The 16,322-nt window shown below is 73.3% G+C and carries 19 protein-coding genes; 3 read left to right on the top strand and 16 right to left on the bottom strand.

The window, feature by feature from the left end; genetic code table 11:
• Window positions 1-131: 131 nt before the first annotated feature.
• The 8 genes from dprA to DZG00_RS04415 all read right to left on the bottom strand — a co-directional run bounded on the left by dprA (window position 132) and on the right by DZG00_RS04415 (window position 6,573).
• Window positions 132-1,427, bottom strand: coding sequence for a DNA-processing protein DprA (gene dprA / locus DZG00_RS04450; RefSeq protein WP_119381330.1), 1,296 nt, complete (start codon window positions 1,425-1,427; stop codon window positions 132-134).
• Between the two features lie 200 nt (window positions 1,428-1,627).
• Entirely contained in the window at window positions 1,628-3,184 is a 1,557-nt protein-coding gene (locus DZG00_RS04445) for a YifB family Mg chelatase-like AAA ATPase (RefSeq protein ID WP_119381329.1), read from the bottom strand.
• On the bottom strand, window positions 3,184-3,540 hold the full coding sequence (locus tag DZG00_RS04440) for a YraN family protein (RefSeq protein WP_119381331.1): 357 nt from the start codon (window positions 3,538-3,540) through the stop codon (window positions 3,184-3,186). The genes DZG00_RS04445 and DZG00_RS04440 overlap by 1 nt, the downstream gene beginning before the upstream one ends.
• A 111-nt stretch (window positions 3,541-3,651) precedes the next feature.
• Entirely contained in the window at window positions 3,652-3,975 is a 324-nt protein-coding gene (locus tag DZG00_RS04435; RefSeq protein WP_012298192.1) for a DUF2469 family protein, read from the bottom strand.
• Between the two features lie 112 nt (window positions 3,976-4,087).
• Complete coding sequence (gene rnhB / locus DZG00_RS04430; RefSeq protein ID WP_119381328.1) at window positions 4,088-4,747, bottom strand: ribonuclease HII; 660 nt, start codon at window positions 4,745-4,747, stop codon at window positions 4,088-4,090.
• On the bottom strand, window positions 4,747-5,499 hold the full coding sequence (lepB, locus tag DZG00_RS04425) for a signal peptidase I (RefSeq protein ID WP_119381327.1): 753 nt from the start codon (window positions 5,497-5,499) through the stop codon (window positions 4,747-4,749). Before lepB ends, rnhB begins: the two co-directional genes overlap by 1 nt.
• A gap of 66 nt (window positions 5,500-5,565) precedes the next feature.
• Window positions 5,566-5,910: a 50S ribosomal protein L19 gene (gene rplS / locus DZG00_RS04420; protein WP_012298189.1), complete on the bottom strand. Its 345-nt coding sequence runs from the start codon at window positions 5,908-5,910 to the stop codon at window positions 5,566-5,568.
• A gap of 171 nt (window positions 5,911-6,081) precedes the next feature.
• Window positions 6,082-6,573 (bottom strand): hypothetical protein, encoded by a 492-nt coding sequence (locus DZG00_RS04415; RefSeq protein ID WP_119381326.1) that lies wholly within the window; start codon window positions 6,571-6,573, stop codon window positions 6,082-6,084.
• 73 nt (window positions 6,574-6,646) lie between these two features.
• On the opposite strand from DZG00_RS04415, the gene map reads away from it, so the two are divergent.
• A complete protein-coding gene (map, locus tag DZG00_RS04410; protein ID WP_119381325.1) occupies window positions 6,647-7,414 on the top strand; it encodes a type I methionyl aminopeptidase in 768 nt (255 codons plus the stop codon).
• A gap of 26 nt (window positions 7,415-7,440) precedes the next feature.
• Here the strand turns inward: map and trmD are convergent, their stop codons facing one another.
• From trmD to rpsP, 4 genes are read right to left on the bottom strand one after another with little or no spacing between them, the layout of a single operon-like run.
• Complete coding sequence (gene trmD, locus DZG00_RS04405; protein WP_119381324.1) at window positions 7,441-8,127, bottom strand: tRNA (guanosine(37)-N1)-methyltransferase TrmD; 687 nt, start codon at window positions 8,125-8,127, stop codon at window positions 7,441-7,443.
• A gap of 1 nt (window position 8,128) precedes the next feature.
• Window positions 8,129-8,758, bottom strand: a complete 630-nt coding sequence (gene rimM, locus DZG00_RS04400) for a ribosome maturation factor RimM (protein WP_119381323.1) — start codon at window positions 8,756-8,758, stop codon at window positions 8,129-8,131.
• Entirely contained in the window at window positions 8,736-8,972 is a 237-nt protein-coding gene (locus DZG00_RS04395; protein WP_012038054.1) for an RNA-binding protein, read from the bottom strand. Before DZG00_RS04395 ends, rimM begins: the two co-directional genes overlap by 23 nt.
• A gap of 3 nt (window positions 8,973-8,975) precedes the next feature.
• Window positions 8,976-9,389 (bottom strand): 30S ribosomal protein S16, encoded by a 414-nt coding sequence (gene rpsP, locus DZG00_RS04390; protein ID WP_015490055.1) that lies wholly within the window; start codon window positions 9,387-9,389, stop codon window positions 8,976-8,978.
• A 272-nt stretch (window positions 9,390-9,661) separates the two neighbouring features.
• On the opposite strand from rpsP, the gene DZG00_RS04385 reads away from it, so the two are divergent.
• Together DZG00_RS04385 and DZG00_RS04380 are read left to right on the top strand one after the other, a co-directional pair.
• The gene (locus DZG00_RS04385; RefSeq protein ID WP_233548843.1) at window positions 9,662-10,795 is read left to right on the top strand and encodes a glutamate--cysteine ligase; all 1,134 of its coding nucleotides are present in this window, start codon (window positions 9,662-9,664) and stop codon (window positions 10,793-10,795) included.
• A gap of 19 nt (window positions 10,796-10,814) precedes the next feature.
• Window positions 10,815-12,008, top strand: coding sequence for a MarP family serine protease (locus DZG00_RS04380; protein WP_233548841.1), 1,194 nt, complete (start codon window positions 10,815-10,817; stop codon window positions 12,006-12,008).
• Between the two features lie 10 nt (window positions 12,009-12,018).
• On the opposite strand, the gene DZG00_RS04375 is transcribed toward DZG00_RS04380, so the two are convergent.
• The 4 genes from DZG00_RS04375 to DZG00_RS04360 form a co-directional block, all read right to left on the bottom strand.
• Window positions 12,019-12,396 (bottom strand): VOC family protein, encoded by a 378-nt coding sequence (locus DZG00_RS04375; RefSeq protein ID WP_119381320.1) that lies wholly within the window; start codon window positions 12,394-12,396, stop codon window positions 12,019-12,021.
• A gap of 136 nt (window positions 12,397-12,532) precedes the next feature.
• Window positions 12,533-14,104: a signal recognition particle protein gene (gene ffh / locus DZG00_RS04370; RefSeq protein ID WP_119381319.1), complete on the bottom strand. Its 1,572-nt coding sequence runs from the start codon at window positions 14,102-14,104 to the stop codon at window positions 12,533-12,535.
• 50 nt (window positions 14,105-14,154) lie between these two features.
• Window positions 14,155-15,030, bottom strand: coding sequence for a signal recognition particle-docking protein FtsY (gene ftsY, locus DZG00_RS04365; RefSeq protein WP_045527514.1), 876 nt, complete (start codon window positions 15,028-15,030; stop codon window positions 14,155-14,157).
• Window positions 15,031-15,050: 20 nt separating this feature from the next.
• Window positions 15,051-16,322 (bottom strand): AAA family ATPase (locus DZG00_RS04360; RefSeq protein WP_147359920.1); only part of this gene is annotated, 1,272 nt, incomplete at its 5' end.

The raw sequence follows: 16,322 nt of genomic DNA, 5'->3' as shown, positions 1-16,322 counted from the left end.
TCGGGGCCGCGCGGCCCTGGTCGGGCATGCCCGCCGTCGCACGGGCGAGGCGCGCGGGGATCGTCGATCCGGCCCGCGGGCTGGTCGTGGGGCCGCGGACCGGCTCCCTCCCTATGACGCGGGTCACCGGCTCACCGGGATCCGGCTCGCCGCACCCACCCGTCGTCGGGACGCGCCACCTCCCCCTCGAGCTCGAGCAGGCCCAGCACGGAGGACGTCTCGGCCAGGCCGAGGCCCGCGCGCGCCGCCACGTCCGCGGTGTGGCGTCCTCGGCGCACGGCGAGGGCGTCGAGAACGCGCACGATGCGCGGATCGCTCCGGGTGCCCGCGGCACGGGAGTCCACGCCCGCGGGGCCAGCTCCCGTCGCCGGGGCCGGGCGCTGCGCAGGTCGCGGGTACGGGTTCCGCTGGTGCGAGCCCGCCCCGCTCCAGCCCGGCAGGAGCTCCATCACGTCGTCCGCGGACGTGATGCAGACCGCCGGGGACTCGCGCAGGAGACGGTGGCAGCCCGACGACGACACGCTCGTGACCGGTCCGGGCACGGCACCGAGAGGCCGCTCCAGCGCCACCGCGTGGTTCGCCGTGTTCAGCGACCCGCTGCGCGCACCCGCCTCGACCACGACGGTCGCGGCGCTGACCGCCGCGATGAGGCGGTTGCGCAGGAGGAACCGCCACCGCGTGGGGGACGCACCGCACGGCAGCTCGGACACGACCGCCCCATCGCGTCGCATCCGGGCGAAGAGCTCCGTGTGGCCGGACGGGTACAGGCGGTCGGCGCCGCCCGCCAGGAACGCGACCGTCCGGCCTCCCGAGCCGATCGCCGCGCGGTGCGCCGCTCCGTCGATGCCGTACGCGCCACCCGACACCACGGCGACGCCGCGCTCCACGAGGCCCGCGGCCAGCTCGGCGGTGACGTGCTCGCCGTACCCCGTGGCGGCACGCGCCCCCACGATCGCCGCCGATCCCGGGAGCGCCGCCAGTGCATCCGGCGCACCCGTGCACCACAGCACGAGCGGCGCGTGCGGCCCCAGGTCGTCCGCGCCGACCGGCCAGAGCGGATCCCCCGGCACGAGCACGCGGGCGCCCACCGAGCGGGCGGCATGGAGTCGCGCCAGCGCCTCGGTCCGCACGACGCGGGGCCGCCAGCGCTCCAGCGCCCCGTCGAGCTCGCCGACGAGCGCGGCACGGCCGTCCTCCTGCAGGTCGAGCCCGGCCTCGAGCATCGCCCCGACGAGGGCATCGGCCGAGCAGCCGTCGACCACGGAGGCCAGGGCCGCGCACGCGCCGAGGACGCCGATCACTGCCCCCGCGACGCGATCGCCGGGCTCGGCGATGCCGGACCACGTGCAGCGCGCCGCCGCCTCCTCGGCGTCCGCGTCGCCGCCCTCCTCGCCCGTCTCGCGGGGATCGGGTCGGAGCGCGGCCATCAGCTCGTCCAGCTCGCCCCGGGACAACCCGAGGCGCGCCACGGAGCGGGCCCTCGCCGAGTCCGGACCTCCGACCCCGCGCTCTCCCGGGCCCGCGGCCCGCGCCCTGCTCGCGGGACGTGGCGCCGGCCTGCCATCGACCGCGTCGCGACGGCCACCTCCCGGGTCGTCGCCCGCCTCGGGGATGTCGCCCACGGCGGTCATGAGGCGCCTCGCAGGAGGAGCGCACGGCCCAGGTGATCCGCATCGGGGCTCGACGCGCCCTCCAGGTCCGCGAGCGTCCAGCCGATCCGGAGGACGCGGTCGTAGCCGCGCATGGTGAGGAGCCCGCGGTCCAGGGCGCGGTCGAGGGAGGCCGTCGCACCCCGTGCGATGCGCGCCTCCCGCCGGAGCCAGGTGCCGGAGACGTGGGCGTTGGTGCGCCACGGCGTCGCAGCCCATCGCTCCGCCGCCGCCGCACGCGCGGCGGCCACGCGGACCCGGGCCGACGCCGTCGTGACCCGAGGTGCGTCGCCCGCGGCCAGGTGCACGGCCGTCGTGACCCGGCGCACGCCGAGCCGGATGTCCATCCGGTCCATCAGCGGACCCGAGAGGCGGGCCAGGTAGCGTCGCCGCGCCTGGGGCGGACAGGAGCAGTCGGATCCCGCGACGCCGTACGCACCGCACGGGCACGGGTTGGCGGCCATGACCAGCTGGAATCGCCCCGGGAAGTGGGCGACGCCGTTCGCCCGATGGATGCTGATCACGCCCGACTCGAGCGGCTGCCGCAGGCAGTCGAGCACAGTGCCCGCGAACTCCGGCGCCTCGTCGAGGAAGAGCACTCCCCCGCTGGCGCGCACGGCCGCACCCGGACGGATCCGCCCGCTGCCGCCGCCCACGATGCCCGCGGCGCTCGCGGTGTGGTGCGGGGCCTCCAGGGGCGGCCGCACGGGCAGCTCGGGTCCCAGGCGCTCGCCGCACAGCGACCGGATGCAGCCGACCTCCAGCGCGGCCTCCTCGTCGAGGTCCGGCAGGAGGCCCGGCAGCCGCTGAGCGAGCATGGTCTTCCCCGCGCCGGGCGGGCCGAGGAGGAACATGTGGTGCCCGCCCGCGGCCGCGACGACGAGGGCCTCGACGGCCTCCTCGTTGCCGACGACGTCGCCCAGGCAGGGCTCCGCGGACTCCGGGCCGCCGAGGACACGCGTCGAGTCGGCTCCCGTCGCCGCGACCGGCCGGGCATCGTCCTCCTCCGGCTCCGGTTCGAGCTCGGCGCCGTGGTGGATCGCCGCGTCCCGCAAGCCCGCCACCGCGATGACGCGCATGTCCGGCACGAGGGACGCCTCGTCCGCATGGCAGCGCGGCACCATGACCCGGCGGACGCCCGCACGGCGTGCGGCGAGCACCGCGGGGAGGATGCCGTGCGTCGGGCGGAGCCTGCCGTCGAGGCCGAGCTCGCCGAGGTGCACCGTGCCGGCCACCGACTCGGCCGACACCGACCCGCCCGCCGCGAGCACGGCCAGGGCGATCGCGAGGTCGAAGCCGGAGCCGTGCTTCGGCAGGACCGCGGGCGAGAGGTTGACGGTGACCCGGCGGACCGGGAACTCGCACCCCGCGTTGCCGGTGGCGGCGCGGACCCGTTCTCGCGCCTGGCTGAGGGCGGCGTCGGGCAGTCCGATGAGCACGAACCCGGGGAGCTGGCTCGTGATGTCGGCCTCGACGTCGACGAGCGCGCCGTCGAGGCCCGAGAGGGCGACGGCGAGCGTGCGGCCGACGGCCATCAGCACGCGCTCCGGACGACCTCGACCGAGGGCTGTCCGCCGCGCGGCCACACCACGCCGACCACGTCGATGCGCACCGGCCCGCGCCGCTCCGGATGCGCCTGGCACCACAGCCCCGCGAGGACCCGCAGGCGCGCGGCCTTCGCTCGGGTGACCGCCTCCAGCGGGTGCCCGTACCGCAGCCCTGCACGCGTCTTGACCTCCACGAGCACGGTCGTGCCGCCGTGCGTCATCACCAGGTCGATCTCGCCCTCGCGGCACCGCCAGTTGCGCTCGACCAGGGCGTACCCGCGCCCGATCAGATGCCGTGCGGCGAGATCCTCGCCGCGTCGTCCCAGGTCCTGCTCGCGTGTCATGCGCACCTCCGCGTGGAGGATGCGCGACGACGTCGGCATGGGCGGCCCTACGCCACGAGCCCGTGCGGTGGGCCCCGATCGAGCGCCTGGGGAGGGATCCGGGGAGGAGCCCTACTCGTCGATGGCGAGCTCCTTGGGGAGCTCGAACTCCTTCGCCGACAGCTCCTCGACGTTCACGTCCTTGAAGGTGAGCACCCGGACGGACTTCACGAAGCGGTCGGAGCGGTAGACGTCCCAGACCCAGACGTCGGTCATGCTCAGCTCGAAGTAGAAGTCGTGCTCCGTGTCGCGCCGCACGAGCTCGACCTCGTTGGCGAGGTAGAAGCGCCGCTCGGTCTCGACCACGTACTTGAACTGGGACACGATGTCCCGGTACTCCCGGTAGAGCGCCAGCTCCACCTCGCGGTCGTAGTCCTCGAACTCGTCGTCATCCATGGTCCGTCGATCCTAACCGCCCCCGTGGCCGCCGCCGTCCGGCCGGGTCCGTCGCGGGACCGGCCGGCCAGGGGATGCGCATGCACCGGCCGCTCCCGACCGCGGGCAGGTCTCAGGTGCCCGGCGACGCCAGCACGCCACCCAGCCAGCTGCGCCGGTGGATCCGGGACGCCCCGACCGCGCGGATCGCGTCGAGGTGGGCGGGGCTGCCGTAGCCCTTGTTCCCGGCCCAGCCGTACTCCGGCGACTCCTCGTGCCACGCGGCCATCAGGCGGTCCCGGTGCACCTTGGCGAGCACGGACGCCGCCGCCACCGAGGCGCAGTCGCGGTCCGCCTTGACGCGCAGCCGCATCGGCACCGGACGGGCGAGCGCGGGCGTGAGCCAGTCGTGCGAGCCGTCGAGGAGCACGACGCTGTCGAGGACCGGCACGCCGAGGTGGTGGAGCTCCACGAGCGCGCGCCGCCCGGCGAGGCCGAGGCAGGCCGTGATCCCCAGCGCGTCCACCTCCTCGGCGGACGCCATGCCGACGGCCGCGTGCCGGACCCAGGACGAGACCAGCGGATGCAGGGCCTCGCGGCGCTTCTCGCTCAGCATCTTCGAGTCCCGGAGGCCCGCGGGGAACGCGCCGGCATCGAGCCCGACGGCCGCCATCCCGACCGCCACCGGCCCGGCGAGGGCGCCGCGCCCGACCTCGTCGCAGCCGATGACGAGCGTCGCACCGGCGCCGAGGAGCTCCCGCTCCAGCTCGAGGGTCGGATCCGCGACCGGCATCAGCCGGCGGGGACCGCGTCGGGCACGTCGCCGAACGTCTCGGGGTGGTCGCTGAGGATCGACCAGCGGTCGATGGGCCACGTGATGACGAAGGCGCGGCCGACCACGTGGTCGATCGGCACGAAGCCCTTGGTGGGCCCGTCGACGTTGTAGCGGGAATCACGGGAGTTGTCGCGGTTGTCGCCCATGACCCAGAGGGAGTCCGCCGGCACGGTCACGTCGAAGTCGATGTCGGACGCGCGCGTGTCGCCGGGCACGAGCTTGACGTACGGCTCGTCCAGCGGCACGTCGTTGACGCTCATCTGCCCGAGGGAGTTGCAGCAGACGACGTGGTCGCCCGGCAGTCCGATCAGGCGCTTGATGAGGTGGTCGTTGCTGTCGGAGGCCGAGAGGCCCACCGTGGTGAGCGCCCAGTCGACCGCGGCCGCGATCGGGGGCTTGTCGACCTCGGGCGACGGGGTGAGCCAGCCGCCCGGATCGCGGAAGACGACGACGTCGCCGCGCTGCAGCGGGATGAGCCGCGGCGTGAGCTGGTTCACGACGATCCGGTCATCGACCTGGAGGGTGTCCTCCATCGACTCGGAGGGGATGTAGAACGACCGGATCAGGAACGCCTTGATCAGGATCGAGACGAGGAGGGCCACCACGAAGATGACGAGGACGTCCCGGAGGAACGTCTTCCATCCACGCGATGCGCTGCCGCTGTGCCTGCCCGAGGATCTCGTCTCCACGGGCGCCGTGCTGTCTGTCATTTAACCGCCTGAGCTCCCGGCAAGCATATGCGCCGGGAGCTCAGTGGGATGACAGGTGGGGATGCGCTAGGAGCGCTTCTCCTTGATCTTCGCCTTCTTGCCGCGCAGGTCGCGCAGGAAGTACAGCTTGGCGCGGCGCACGTCGCCGCGCGTCACGACCTCGATGTGGTCGATGACCGGGGAGTGCACCGGGAAGGTGCGCTCGACGCCGACCTGGAAGCTGACCTTGCGGACGCAGAACGTCTCGCGGACGCCCTCGCCCTGACGGCCGATGACGATGCCCTGGAACACCTGGATGCGCGAGCGGCTGCCCTCGACGATGTTGACGTGGACCTTGACCGTGTCGCCGGCGCGGAAGTCGGGGATGTCCGACCGCAGCGACGCCTTGTCGACGGAATCGAGGATGTGCATGGTGTACCGCTCTCTGCAACCGCCACGGGTCGACTGCGCATCAATGTCTGGAAGGGGAACGGCCCGCATGAGTGGCCGACTCCCCCGTGGCAGGGTCGGCGGCAGGCACGATCGCCCATTGTGTCACCTCGGGCGCGTCGAGCGCAAAGCGCGGGGGCCCAGCGCGGTCGATCAGTCCAGCCGGATGGTGCGCCCGGCGTCCGGGCCCTCGGCGGCCTTCCACTCCGGCGGTCGCGGCTGGGCGTCCCGCTCGATGACCGCGATGACCTCCTGCATCCGCTGGCGCGTCTCCGCCAGCAGCTGCCGGACGGCCAGCGCGACGAGCGCGACGGCGGCCAGGGCTGCCACGACCGCGCACCAGGTGCTGACGACGGAGTACGTGCCCGTGCCGATCACGGCCAGGGTCAGGACGCCCATGGACACGGCGTCCGTCGGGGACACGGCCCGGGCGGTCCGCACCGAGCGCCGGGCCAGCGTGATGCCGAGGGCGGCGAGCAGGGCGATGCCGAGGCCCGCGGCCGCGAGCATCACCAGGAGGAGCTCCCATCCTCCGGAGCCGAACGCCGCCCAGCCGACGAGGAGCCAGGCGGGGAGCACGACGACCGCGGCGAACTGCCAGCGGTAGAGCGCGCGGCGGAGTCGGAGGGCCGGGGGCTGCTGCATGCGCCCATGCTACGAAGGGATCCTGGGCGCCGCGGGAGGGTCCGCTGAGGCGGGCTCCCGTAGGATCCATCGCGTGATGGAACTGCGAACGCCCGCTGAGATGGACCAGATGCGACCCGCCGGGGAGTTCGTGGCCTCCGTGCTCACGGCCCTGGCCGCACAGGCCGACGTGGGGGTCAACCTGCTCGATCTCGACCGCGAGGCGCACCGCATGATCCGCGCTCGCGGCGCCGAGTCCTGCTACATCGACTACCACCCGTCCTTCGGCGCGATGCCCTTCGGCAAGGTCCTCTGCACGTCCGTCAACGACGGCGTGCTGCACGGGCTCCCCCACGACTACCGGCTGCAGGACGGCGACCTCCTGAGCCTCGACTTCGCCGCGTCCGTAGACGGCTGGGTCAGCGACTCGGCCGTCAGCGTCATCGTCGGCACGCCCCGCGAGGAGGACGTCCGCCTCATCGAGGTGACGACCGCCGCGCTCGAGGCGGGGATCCGCGCGGCGCAGCCCGGCGGCCGCACGGGCGACATCTCTGCGGCCATCGGCGCGGTCGCGACGGAGGCCGGCTACTCGGTCAACACCGACTTCGGCGGGCACGGCGTCGGGCGCACCATGCACGGTGATCCACACATCGCCAACCAGGGCCGGCCGAACCGCGGCGTGCCGCTGCGTCCCGGCCTCGTGATCGCGATCGAACCGTGGTTCCTGCAGAGCACCGACGAGATCTACACGGACAAGGACGGCTGGACCCTCCGGAGCGCCGACGGCTCGCGCGGCGCGCACATGGAGCACACCGTGGCCATCACGGAGTCGGGCCCGCTGATCCTCACCGCGCGCTCCTGACGTCGCGCCGTCCGGGCCCCGCCGAGCTACTCGGGCAGGAGGTCAGGGCGGACGCGGCGCGTGCGCTCGAGCTGCTGCTCGCGACGCCATGCCGCGATCGCGCCGTGGTTGCCGCTGCGGAGCACGTCGGGCACCGCGAGGCCGCGCCATTCGGGCGGCTTGGTGTAGCTGGGGTGCTCGAGCAGGCCGTCGGAGTGGCTCTCCTCGACGAGGCTCGCCGGGTTGCCGACGACCCCGGGCACGAGGCGCCCGATGGCCTCGATCATCGCCATGACGGCGACCTCGCCGCCGTTCAGCACGTAGTCGCCGAGGCTCACGAGGCGGACCCGGGCGCGCGTCGCGGTGTGGTCGACGACGCGCTGGTCGATGCCCTCGTAGCGGCCGCAGCCGAACGCGAGGTGGCGCTCCGCGGAGAGCTCCTGCGCCATGGCCTGCGTGAACACCTCGCCCGCGGGCGACGGGAAGATCACGACGGGATCGGTGTCGTCGCCCAGGACCTCGTCCATGGCCTCGCCCCACGGCTCCGGGCGCATGACCATGCCGGCGCCGCCGCCGTACGGCGTGTCGTCCACGGTGCGGTGGCGGTCGTGGGTGAAGGAGCGCAGGTCGTGCACGCGGAGGTCGATGAGGCCGGACTGGCGTGCGCGGCCGAGCAGGGAGATGTCGAGCACCCCGAAGAACTCGGGGAAGATCGAGACGATGTCGATCCGCATGTCAGCGGGCGTCGTCGCCCTCGGGGGCGGCGTCGGGAGCCGCGTCCGCGGGGGGCGTCGGCTGCTCGTCCGGGATCTCCTCGAAGAGGCCGAGCGGCGGGGTGACGACGAGCGTGCCGGCCTCGACGTCGACCGACGGGACGATCGCCTGCACGAACGGCACCAGCACGGTGCCGGACGGGGTGTCGACGTGGAGGAGGTCCTGCGCGGGGAAGTGGTCGACGAGGGAGACCGTGCCCACCTCGACGCCGTCGCGGAGGACCTTCAGGCCCACGAGCTGGTGGTCGTACCAGGCGTCGGGCTCGGCGGGCTCGTCGGCGGGCGGCGTCATCCAGAGGATGGCCTTGGCGAGCGACTCGGCGGCCGTGCGGTCGGCGACGCCCTCGAAGAAGCCGACGGGGTTGCTGTTGTACCAGCGCAGCTCGGTGAGCGTGAGGGTGCGGCCGTGCCAGGGCGACGACTCGGGCACCTGGAGCGTGAACTCGGCGCCGGGGACGAAGCGCTTGTCGGGGTCGTCCGTGAACAGCTCGAGCTTCACGGCGCCCTTGAGCCCGTGCGCCTTCGTGAGCCGGCCCACGCGGAACGCCGCGGGGTCACGGACGGTGTCCTCAGGAATCGGTGTCCACCACATCGACGCGGACGCGCTGGCCGTCGGCGAGAGCCGAGACGAGCGTCCGGAGGGCCTTCGCGGTGCGACCCGCTCGGCCGATGACCCGGCCGAGGTCCTCGGGGTGCACGCGCACCTCGAGGACCTCGCCGCGGGGGGATCCCTTGCTCGTCACGGAGACGTCGTCCGGGTGCTCGACGATGCCCTTGACCAGATGAGCGAGCGCGGGAGCGAGCATGGGCTAGGCCTGCTCCTCGGTCGACTCGGCCTCGGGCGCTGCGGCCTCGGGCGCGGGTGCGGCCTTCTCGGTCTTGGGCTTGAGGACCGGCTTCTTCTTCTCGTCCGCGACGTAGGCGGGCTTCGCCTCGCGGGTGCGGACGGTGGAGACGGCGTCCTTGTCGCCCTTGAAGCGACCCCAGTCGCCCGTGAGCTTGAGGAGGGCCTCGACCTGCTCGGTGGGCTGGGCGCCCACGGAGAGCCAGTACTGCGCCCGCTCCGACTGGACCTCGATGAACGAGGGCTCCTCGGTGGGGTGGTACTTGCCGATCTCCTCGATGACGCGACCGTCGCGCTTGGTGCGCGAGTCGGCGACGACGATGCGGTAGTACGGCGCGCGGATCTTGCCCAGGCGCTTCAGACGGATCTTGACAGCCACAATTCTCCTGAATTTCTTTTGTGTGGGGTGAACTGACGGCCGTGAGCGTGGGGGCACACTCGGCATTGGTTCGATGGGGTCTCGCGGCGCCTGATTAGAGGGTCGGACGATCGCGGACTCGACAGATCATCATGGCATATCCGGGGCGGCGGCGTGGAACGGGGCGTCGGCGCGCCACGCGGCGTCGCACCGGGGACGGCCCGCCCGCGCCGTGGCATGATCGACGGGACCCGGCGCATGCGCCCCGAGACCCCGTGGACGGCAGGACCCGCATGCAGATCGACTTCGCCCAGCAGCCCCCGTCCCGCGTGGGCATCGAGTGGGAGCTCGCGTGCGTCGACCGCGGCTCCGGGGAGCTCGCCGGAGCCGCGCCCGAGATCCTCCGCTCGTTCCCCCACGACGACGCGCACCCGCACGTGACCGGCGAGTTCCTCACCAACACGGTCGAGGTCGTCAGCGCGCCGCACGCGCGGGTCGGGCACGCAGTGGACGACCTGGCCCGGCTCATCGAGCGGGTGGTGGGCGTCGCGGATCCGCTCGGCATCGACCTCATGTGCGCGGGCACGCACCCGTTCAGCGCGTGGCCCGACCAGGACGTCACGCCCGACAACGAGCGCTACGCGACGCTGCTCGACCGCACCAGGTGGTGGGGGCGGCAGATGATGATCTGGGGCGTGCACGTGCACGTCGGCATCGACGACGCGTCGAAGGCGCTCCCCATCCTGAACGCGCTGCTACTGCACCTCCCCCGGTTCCAGGCCCTCAGCGCGTCGAGCCCGTTCTGGTCGGGGCAGGAGACCGGATACGCGTCCAACCGCGCCCTCATGTTCCAGCAGCTCCCGACGGCGGGCCTGCCGCCCGACCTCACGACGTGGGCCGACTACGAGCGGCTGGTCTCCGACATGACGCACGTCGGCGTCATCGACCACCACAGCGAGCTGCGCTGGGACATCCGGCCGGCGCCCAGGTGGGGCACGCTCGAGACGCGCGTCTTCGACGGCGTGTCGACGCTCGGCGAGATCGCGTCGCTCGCGGCGCTGGTGCAGTGCCTGGTGCACGACATGTCCGCCGCGCTCGACCGCGGCGAGGAGCTCCCGAGGATGCAGCCGTGGTTCGTGCGCGAGAACAAGTGGCGCGCGGCCCGCTACGGCATGGACGCCATCGTCATCCAGGACGCCGCGGGCGAGGAGGCCCTCGTCGGCGACGACACCCGGGCGCTCGTGGAGCGCCTCTCCCCCACGGCCGACGCGCTCGGCTGCGAGGCGGAGCTGCGCGGGATCCTCGACATCGTCGACCGCGGCGCGAGCTACCAGCGGCAGCTGCGGGTCGCCGAGGAGAACGACGGCGCGCTCGCCCCCGTGGTCACGCACCTCGTCGAGGAGCTGCGCTCAGGATTGGGCCGGTGACGCGGGGCAGACTGTGCAGGTGAGCCCCGCCGTCGACATCGTCATCCTCGTCGTCGCCGTGCTCGCGGCCCTCGCCGGCTGGCGCCGCGGCGCCATCGTCACCGTCGCCGGGCTCGCGGGGATCGTGCTCGGCGTGCTGCTCGCGCTCGGGATCACGCCGGCCTTCCTCGCGCTGCTCGACCAGTTCGGCGTCGCCACCGGGATCACCCGCACCATCGCGGCCGCGCTGCTCATGCTCGTCACGACCTCGCTGGTCAGCGGGATCCTCGCGCAGGTCGCGAGCGTCCTCACGCGGCTCCTCCGCCCCCGCGGCGCCGCCCGCGGACTCGACCGCGGCATCGGCGCCGTCGCGGGGCTCGCGGCCTGGGCCGTCTCGGTCTGGTTCATCGGCGGCTTCCTCGGCTCCAGCGGCGTGATCCCCGCGGTGCAGCTCGCGTCGTCGTCGCGCATCGTCCAGGCGCTCGACCGGGTCAGCCCGATCTCGAGCGGCACCGCGCTCTCCGCGCTCGACGACGCGCTCCACGACGTCGGCTACCCGCGGGTGTTCGCGAACGGCGAGGAGTCGATCGCCGACACCGCCGCGCCCGACGCCGACGTGCCCGACGCCGTGCGCCGGTCCGCCGCGAGCGTGGTCAAGATCCTCTCGTCGGCGCCCGCATGCGGCACGTCCTCGTCCGGCAGCGGCTGGGTGGTGCAGGGCGACCGCGTCGTGACGAACGCGCACGTGGTGACCGGATCCGACGAGGTCTACGTGCAGCAGGGCGGCACCGGCGAGCTGCTGCGCGCCGAGCTGGTGGTGTTCGATCCCGCGCGCGACGTCGCGATCCTCGCCGTGCCCGGCCTCACCGCGGCGCCGCTCGCGCTCGGCGACGAGCTCCGGGCATCGGACGAGGCGGTCGTCGCCGGCTACCCCGGCGGTGGGCCCTACCAGGCGACCGGGGCGCGGATCCGCGAGGTGGTCGAGGCGATCGGCACGGACATCCAGCACGAGCAGCCCGTGACGCGCGAGGTCTACTCCGTGCGCGGCACCGTGCGGCCCGGAGACTCGGGCGGCGCGCTGTTCGACACCCGGGGGCGCGTGGTGGGCCTGGTGTTCGCGACGTCGACCGTGGACTCCCAGACGGGCTACGCGATGACGCTCGACGAGATCGCGCCCGTGCTGCAGGAGGCCGGTGCGTCGACTCCGGTGGACTCGGGGAGCTGCTCGGTCTGACGCCCGCGCGTCACGCCGCGACGACGGACAGCACGTTGCCGGCCGGGTCGCGGAACCACGCGATGTCGGGGCCGTTCCCGCGCATGATCCCGCGCGCGTCCGTGGGCATCCCGGGGAAGATCGCCGTCTCGACGCCGCGCGCGGCCAGCTCGACGACCGCCTGCTCGACGTCGTCGACGCCCAGGTTGAGGACCGTGTACGTGGCGGGCTCGTGCCCGGGCTTCGGGTAGACGAGCACGCGGGCGCCGGATCCGGGGAGCACGAGGCGGAGCATCCCCATCTCGGGGACCTCCTCGACCTCGAGGCCGAGGGTGCCGCGGTAGAACGCGAGGGCGGCGGGGACGTCGTCGACGCTGAACCCGCTGAAGGCGGTGACGGGTGCGAACACGGGAGGCTCCTGACGCGGGGACCGCGACCGGGTGCCGCGATGCACGTCACAGGCTGGCACGCGGCGGCCCGCGCGTCGAGGGGCGCGACGAGGGCCCTCCCGCGTGCGCGGGAGGGCCCTCAGGTCGTGCGTCGGGTCAGCGCCCGAGGAACTTCTGCAGCGAGGCGAGCTCCTCCTCGCTCGGGGCGCCGTTCGCGCCGCCCTTGGCCGCACCGGCGAGGCCGAAGCCGGATCCCGCGGGAGCCGTGGGCCCGCCGATGCGCTGGCCGGATGCGAGGGCCGCGTTCTCCTGGGCGCGCTTGGCCGGGTTGCCGGACTTCGAGCCCTTCTTCTTCTGCTGCACGGGCTTGCGGCTCGAGTGCGCACCGGGCATCGGGCCCATGCCGGGGATCTGCGGCATGCCGCCGCGCGCGACGGTGCGCATCATCTTCGAGGCCTGCTCGAAGCGCTGCACGAGGCCGTTGACGTCGGTGACGGTCATCCCGGATCCGCGGGCGATGCGCAGGCGACGCGAGCCGTTGAGGAGCTTCGGGTTCTGGCGCTCGGCCTTCGTCATCGACTGGATGATCGCCTCGGTGCGGACGATCTCCTTCTCGTCGAAGTTCTCGAGCTGCTCCTTCATGGCGCCCATGCCGGGGAGCATGCCCATCATCTTCTTGATGGAGCCCTTGCCGCGCAGCTGCTGCATCTGCTTGAGGAAGTCGTCGAGCGTGAAGGTGTCGCTCGCGAGCTTCGCGGCGACCTCCATGGCCTCCTCCTCGTCGAAGGCCGACTGGGCCTGCTCGATGAGGGTGAGGATGTCGCCGAGGTCGAGGATGCGGCTCGCCATGCGGTCGGGGTGGAAGGGCTCGAAGTCGTCGAGTCCCTCGCCCGTGGAGGCGAACATGATCGGGCGGCCGGTGACGCTCGCGACCGAGAGGGCCGCGCCGCCGCGAGCGTCGCCGTCGAGCTTGGAGAGCACGACGCCCGTGAAGTCGACGCCGTCCTGGAACGCCTTCGCGGTCGCGACCGCGTCCTGGCCGATCATGGCGTCGATGACGAAGAGGACCTCGTCGGGGTCGGTGGCCTTGCGGATGTCCGCGGCCTGCTTCATCAGCTCCGCATCGACGCCGAGGCGGCCGGCCGTGTCGATGATGACGACGCTGTACTGCTTGTCGACCGCGTGCTTCATCGCGTCCTTGGCGACGCGCACGGGGTTGCCCTTCCCGTTGCCGGGCTCGGGCGCGAACACGGGGACGCCCGCCTGCTCGCCGACGACCTGCAGCTGCTGCACGGCGTTGGGGCGCTGGAGGTCGGCCGCGACGAGCATGGGCGTGTGCCCGTCCTTCGCGAGCCACTTGCCGAGCTTGCCGGCGAGGGTCGTCTTGCCCGCGCCCTGGAGGCCGGCGAGCATGATGACGGTCGGCGGCCTCTTGGCGAAGGTGATGCGGCGCTGCTGGCCGCCGAGGATCCCGACGAGCTCCTCGTTGACGATCTGCACGACCTGCTGGGCGGGATTCAGCGCCTGGCTGACCTCGCCGCCGAGGGCGCGCTCGCGGACGGAGGCGGTGAACGCCTTGACGACGTCGAGCGCGACGTCCGCCTCGAGCAGCGCGCGGCGGATCTCGCGGACGGTGCCGTCGACGTCCGCGGCGCTGAGCTTGCCCTTGCCGCGCAGGTTCTTGAAGGTCTCGGCGAGGCGGTCCGAGAGTGTTCCGAAGGTAGCCATGGTGGGTCCAGCTTAACCGGCGCGCGGGCGGACCCGGGCCAGCGCCCGGATCAGCCGACGAGGTTCTGCGCGAAGACGTGCGGGGTGAAGCCCGTCAGGTCGCCGATGCCCTCGCCCTGGCCGATGAGCTTGATGGGGATGCCCGTGCGCTCCTGCACGTTGAGGATGAAGCCGCCCTTCGCGGATCCGTCGAGCTTCGTGATGACGAGGCCGGTGACGCCGCCGTGCTCGATGAACGCCTGCGCCTGCGCGAGCCCGTTCTGCCCGGTCGTGGCGTCCAGCACGAGGAGCACCTCGGCGATCGGCGACTGCTTCTCCACCACGCGGCGGATCTTCGACAGCTCGTCCATGAGGCCGCCCTTGGTGTGCAGGCGGCCGGCCGTGTCGATGATGACCATCTCGGTCCCCGTGCGCATCGCGTGCTCGACGGTCTGGAACGCGACGCTCGCGGGATCCTGGCCCGGCTGCTGCGGGCGCACGATGTCGGCGCCGGCGCGCTCGGCCCAGGTGGCGAGCTGGTCGACGGCCGCGGCGCGGAACGTGTCGGCGGCGCCGACGACGACCGTGCGGCCGTAGTTGCGGAGGAACTTCGCGAACTTGCCGATGGTGGTGGTCTTGCCGACGCCGTTGACGCCGACCACGAGGATGACCGCGGGGCGGGCGCTGAGCTTCAGCGTGGGGTCGTGCTTCGCGAGGCGCTCCTCGATGCTCTCGCGGAGCATGCGCTGGAGGTCGCGCGGGTCGGTCGTGCGGTAGCGCTCGACCTTCTGGCGGAGGTCGTCGATGGTGGCCTCGGTGACGTCAGGGCCGAAGTCCGCGGTGATGAGCGCGGTCTCGAGGTCGTCCCACGTGGTCTCGTCGATCGTCGGCTTCGCGAACATGCCGCGGAGCGCGCCGGAGAGGGACCAGGGGGTGCGGGCTGCCATGTGCCCAGCGTAGCCGCGGGTCAGGAGGCGGCCTGCTCCTCCGGGGCGGGCTCGGGCGCGGGGTCGGCCGCGCCGCCGGGCTCGTCCTCGCCCGCGGATCCGGGTGCCGAGTCGGGGCGCGGCTCCCGGCTGACGCGCTGGCCGACGACCGCGCTCACGCCGTCCTGCCGCATCGAGACGCCGTAGAGCGCGTCGGCGATCTCCATCGTGCGCTTCTGGTGCGTGATCACGATGAGCTGCGAGGTGTCGCGGAGCTGCTCGAGGATCGTGAGCAGACGCCCGAGGTTGGCGTCGTCGAGAGCGGCCTCCACCTCGTCCATGATGTAGAACGGGCTCGGCCGGGCCGTGAAGATCGCGATGAGCAGGGCGACGGCCGCGAGCGAGCGCTCCCCTCCGGAGAGCAGGGACAGGCGCTCGATGCGCTTGCCCGCGGGGCGCACGCTCACCTCGATGCCGGTCGTGAGCAGCTGCTCGGGATCCGTGAGGTGGATGCTGCCGGTGCCGCCCGGGAAGAGGATCGGGAACACCCGGTCGAACGCCTTCCTGGTGTCCTCGAACGCGTCGGCGAAGACGCCCTGCATGGTGCGGTCGATGTCGTCGATGATCGTGAGCAGGTCCTTGCGCGTCGCGGTGAGGTCGGCGAGCTGCTCGGTGAGGAAGAGGTGGCGCTGCTCGAGCGCGGCGAACTCCTCCAGCGCGAGCGGGTTCACGCGGCCGAGCTGGGCGAGCTTCCGCTCCGCCTGCTGCAGGCGGGCGCGCTGCTCCTCGCGGTCGAAGGGGCGGGTGGGGACGGGCTCGGCGTCGGTCGGGTCGTCGTCGTCCGCGGGGTCGGGCCGGGTCTCCTCCTCGGGATCCGCGGCGGCCTCGGCGTCGGCGTCGGCGTCGGCGTCGGCCGCGTCCTCGGGAGCTGCGCGCGGACGCTGCCGCGGCGGGAGCGGCGCCTCCTCCGGCACGGGCACGTCGGGGCCGTACTCGGCGACGAGCACCTCCTCCCCCAGCCCCAGCTCGCTCGCGGCGCGCTCGAGCAGCTGCGAGACCTGCAGGCGCTTCTCGTAGATCTGGAGCTCCAGGCCGTGCACGTCCTCGGTGATGCCGTGCAGGCGCGTGCGCAGCTCGGCCTCCTCGCGGCGGAGGGCGACGAGCTCGGCGTTGCGGCCGGCCCTCGCCTCCTCGGCGCGGGCGAGCACGAGACGCGCCTCCGCGGTGCTGCGGTCGGCGGCGCGGACCACAGCGGGGAGGGCGTCGGCGACGGACGCGGCGCGGGCGATCTGACGGCGGCGGATCACCTGGCG

The sequence above is a fragment of the Clavibacter lycopersici genome (assembly GCF_003576405.1).
GTDB lineage: Bacteria > Actinomycetota > Actinomycetes > Actinomycetales > Microbacteriaceae > Clavibacter > Clavibacter lycopersici.
This window is presented reverse-complemented; position numbering and strand designations above follow the sequence as displayed.

Bases quoted from the DNA above. Each gene is read 5' to 3' on its own strand.
- ffh (WP_119381319.1), bottom strand. From the start codon at position 14,104: ATGGCTACCTTCGGAACACTCTCGGACCGCCTCGCCGAGACCTTCAAG.
- DZG00_RS04385 (WP_233548843.1), top strand. From the start codon at position 9,662: ATGCAGATCGACTTCGCCCAGCAGCCCCCGTCCCGCGTGGGCATCGAG.
- rimM (WP_119381323.1), bottom strand. From the start codon at position 8,758: ATGTGGTGGACACCGATTCCTGAGGACACCGTCCGTGACCCCGCGGCG.
- DZG00_RS04440 (WP_119381331.1), bottom strand. From the start codon at position 3,540: ATGACACGCGAGCAGGACCTGGGACGACGCGGCGAGGATCTCGCCGCA.
- ftsY (WP_045527514.1), bottom strand. From the start codon at position 15,030: ATGGCAGCCCGCACCCCCTGGTCCCTCTCCGGCGCGCTCCGCGGCATG.
- DZG00_RS04435 (WP_012298192.1), bottom strand. From the start codon at position 3,975: ATGGATGACGACGAGTTCGAGGACTACGACCGCGAGGTGGAGCTGGCG.
- DZG00_RS04395 (WP_012038054.1), bottom strand. From the start codon at position 8,972: ATGCTCGCTCCCGCGCTCGCTCATCTGGTCAAGGGCATCGTCGAGCAC.
- rplS (WP_012298189.1), bottom strand. From the start codon at position 5,910: ATGCACATCCTCGATTCCGTCGACAAGGCGTCGCTGCGGTCGGACATC.
- trmD (WP_119381324.1), bottom strand. From the start codon at position 8,127: ATGCGGATCGACATCGTCTCGATCTTCCCCGAGTTCTTCGGGGTGCTC.
- DZG00_RS04445 (WP_119381329.1), bottom strand. From the start codon at position 3,184: ATGGCCGTCGGCCGCACGCTCGCCGTCGCCCTCTCGGGCCTCGACGGC.
- rnhB (WP_119381328.1), bottom strand. From the start codon at position 4,747: ATGCCGGTCGCGGATCCGACCCTCGAGCTGGAGCGGGAGCTCCTCGGC.
- lepB (WP_119381327.1), bottom strand. From the start codon at position 5,499: ATGACAGACAGCACGGCGCCCGTGGAGACGAGATCCTCGGGCAGGCAC.
- DZG00_RS04415 (WP_119381326.1), bottom strand. From the start codon at position 6,573: ATGCAGCAGCCCCCGGCCCTCCGACTCCGCCGCGCGCTCTACCGCTGG.
- dprA (WP_119381330.1), bottom strand. From the start codon at position 1,427: ATGGCCGCGCTCCGACCCGATCCCCGCGAGACGGGCGAGGAGGGCGGC.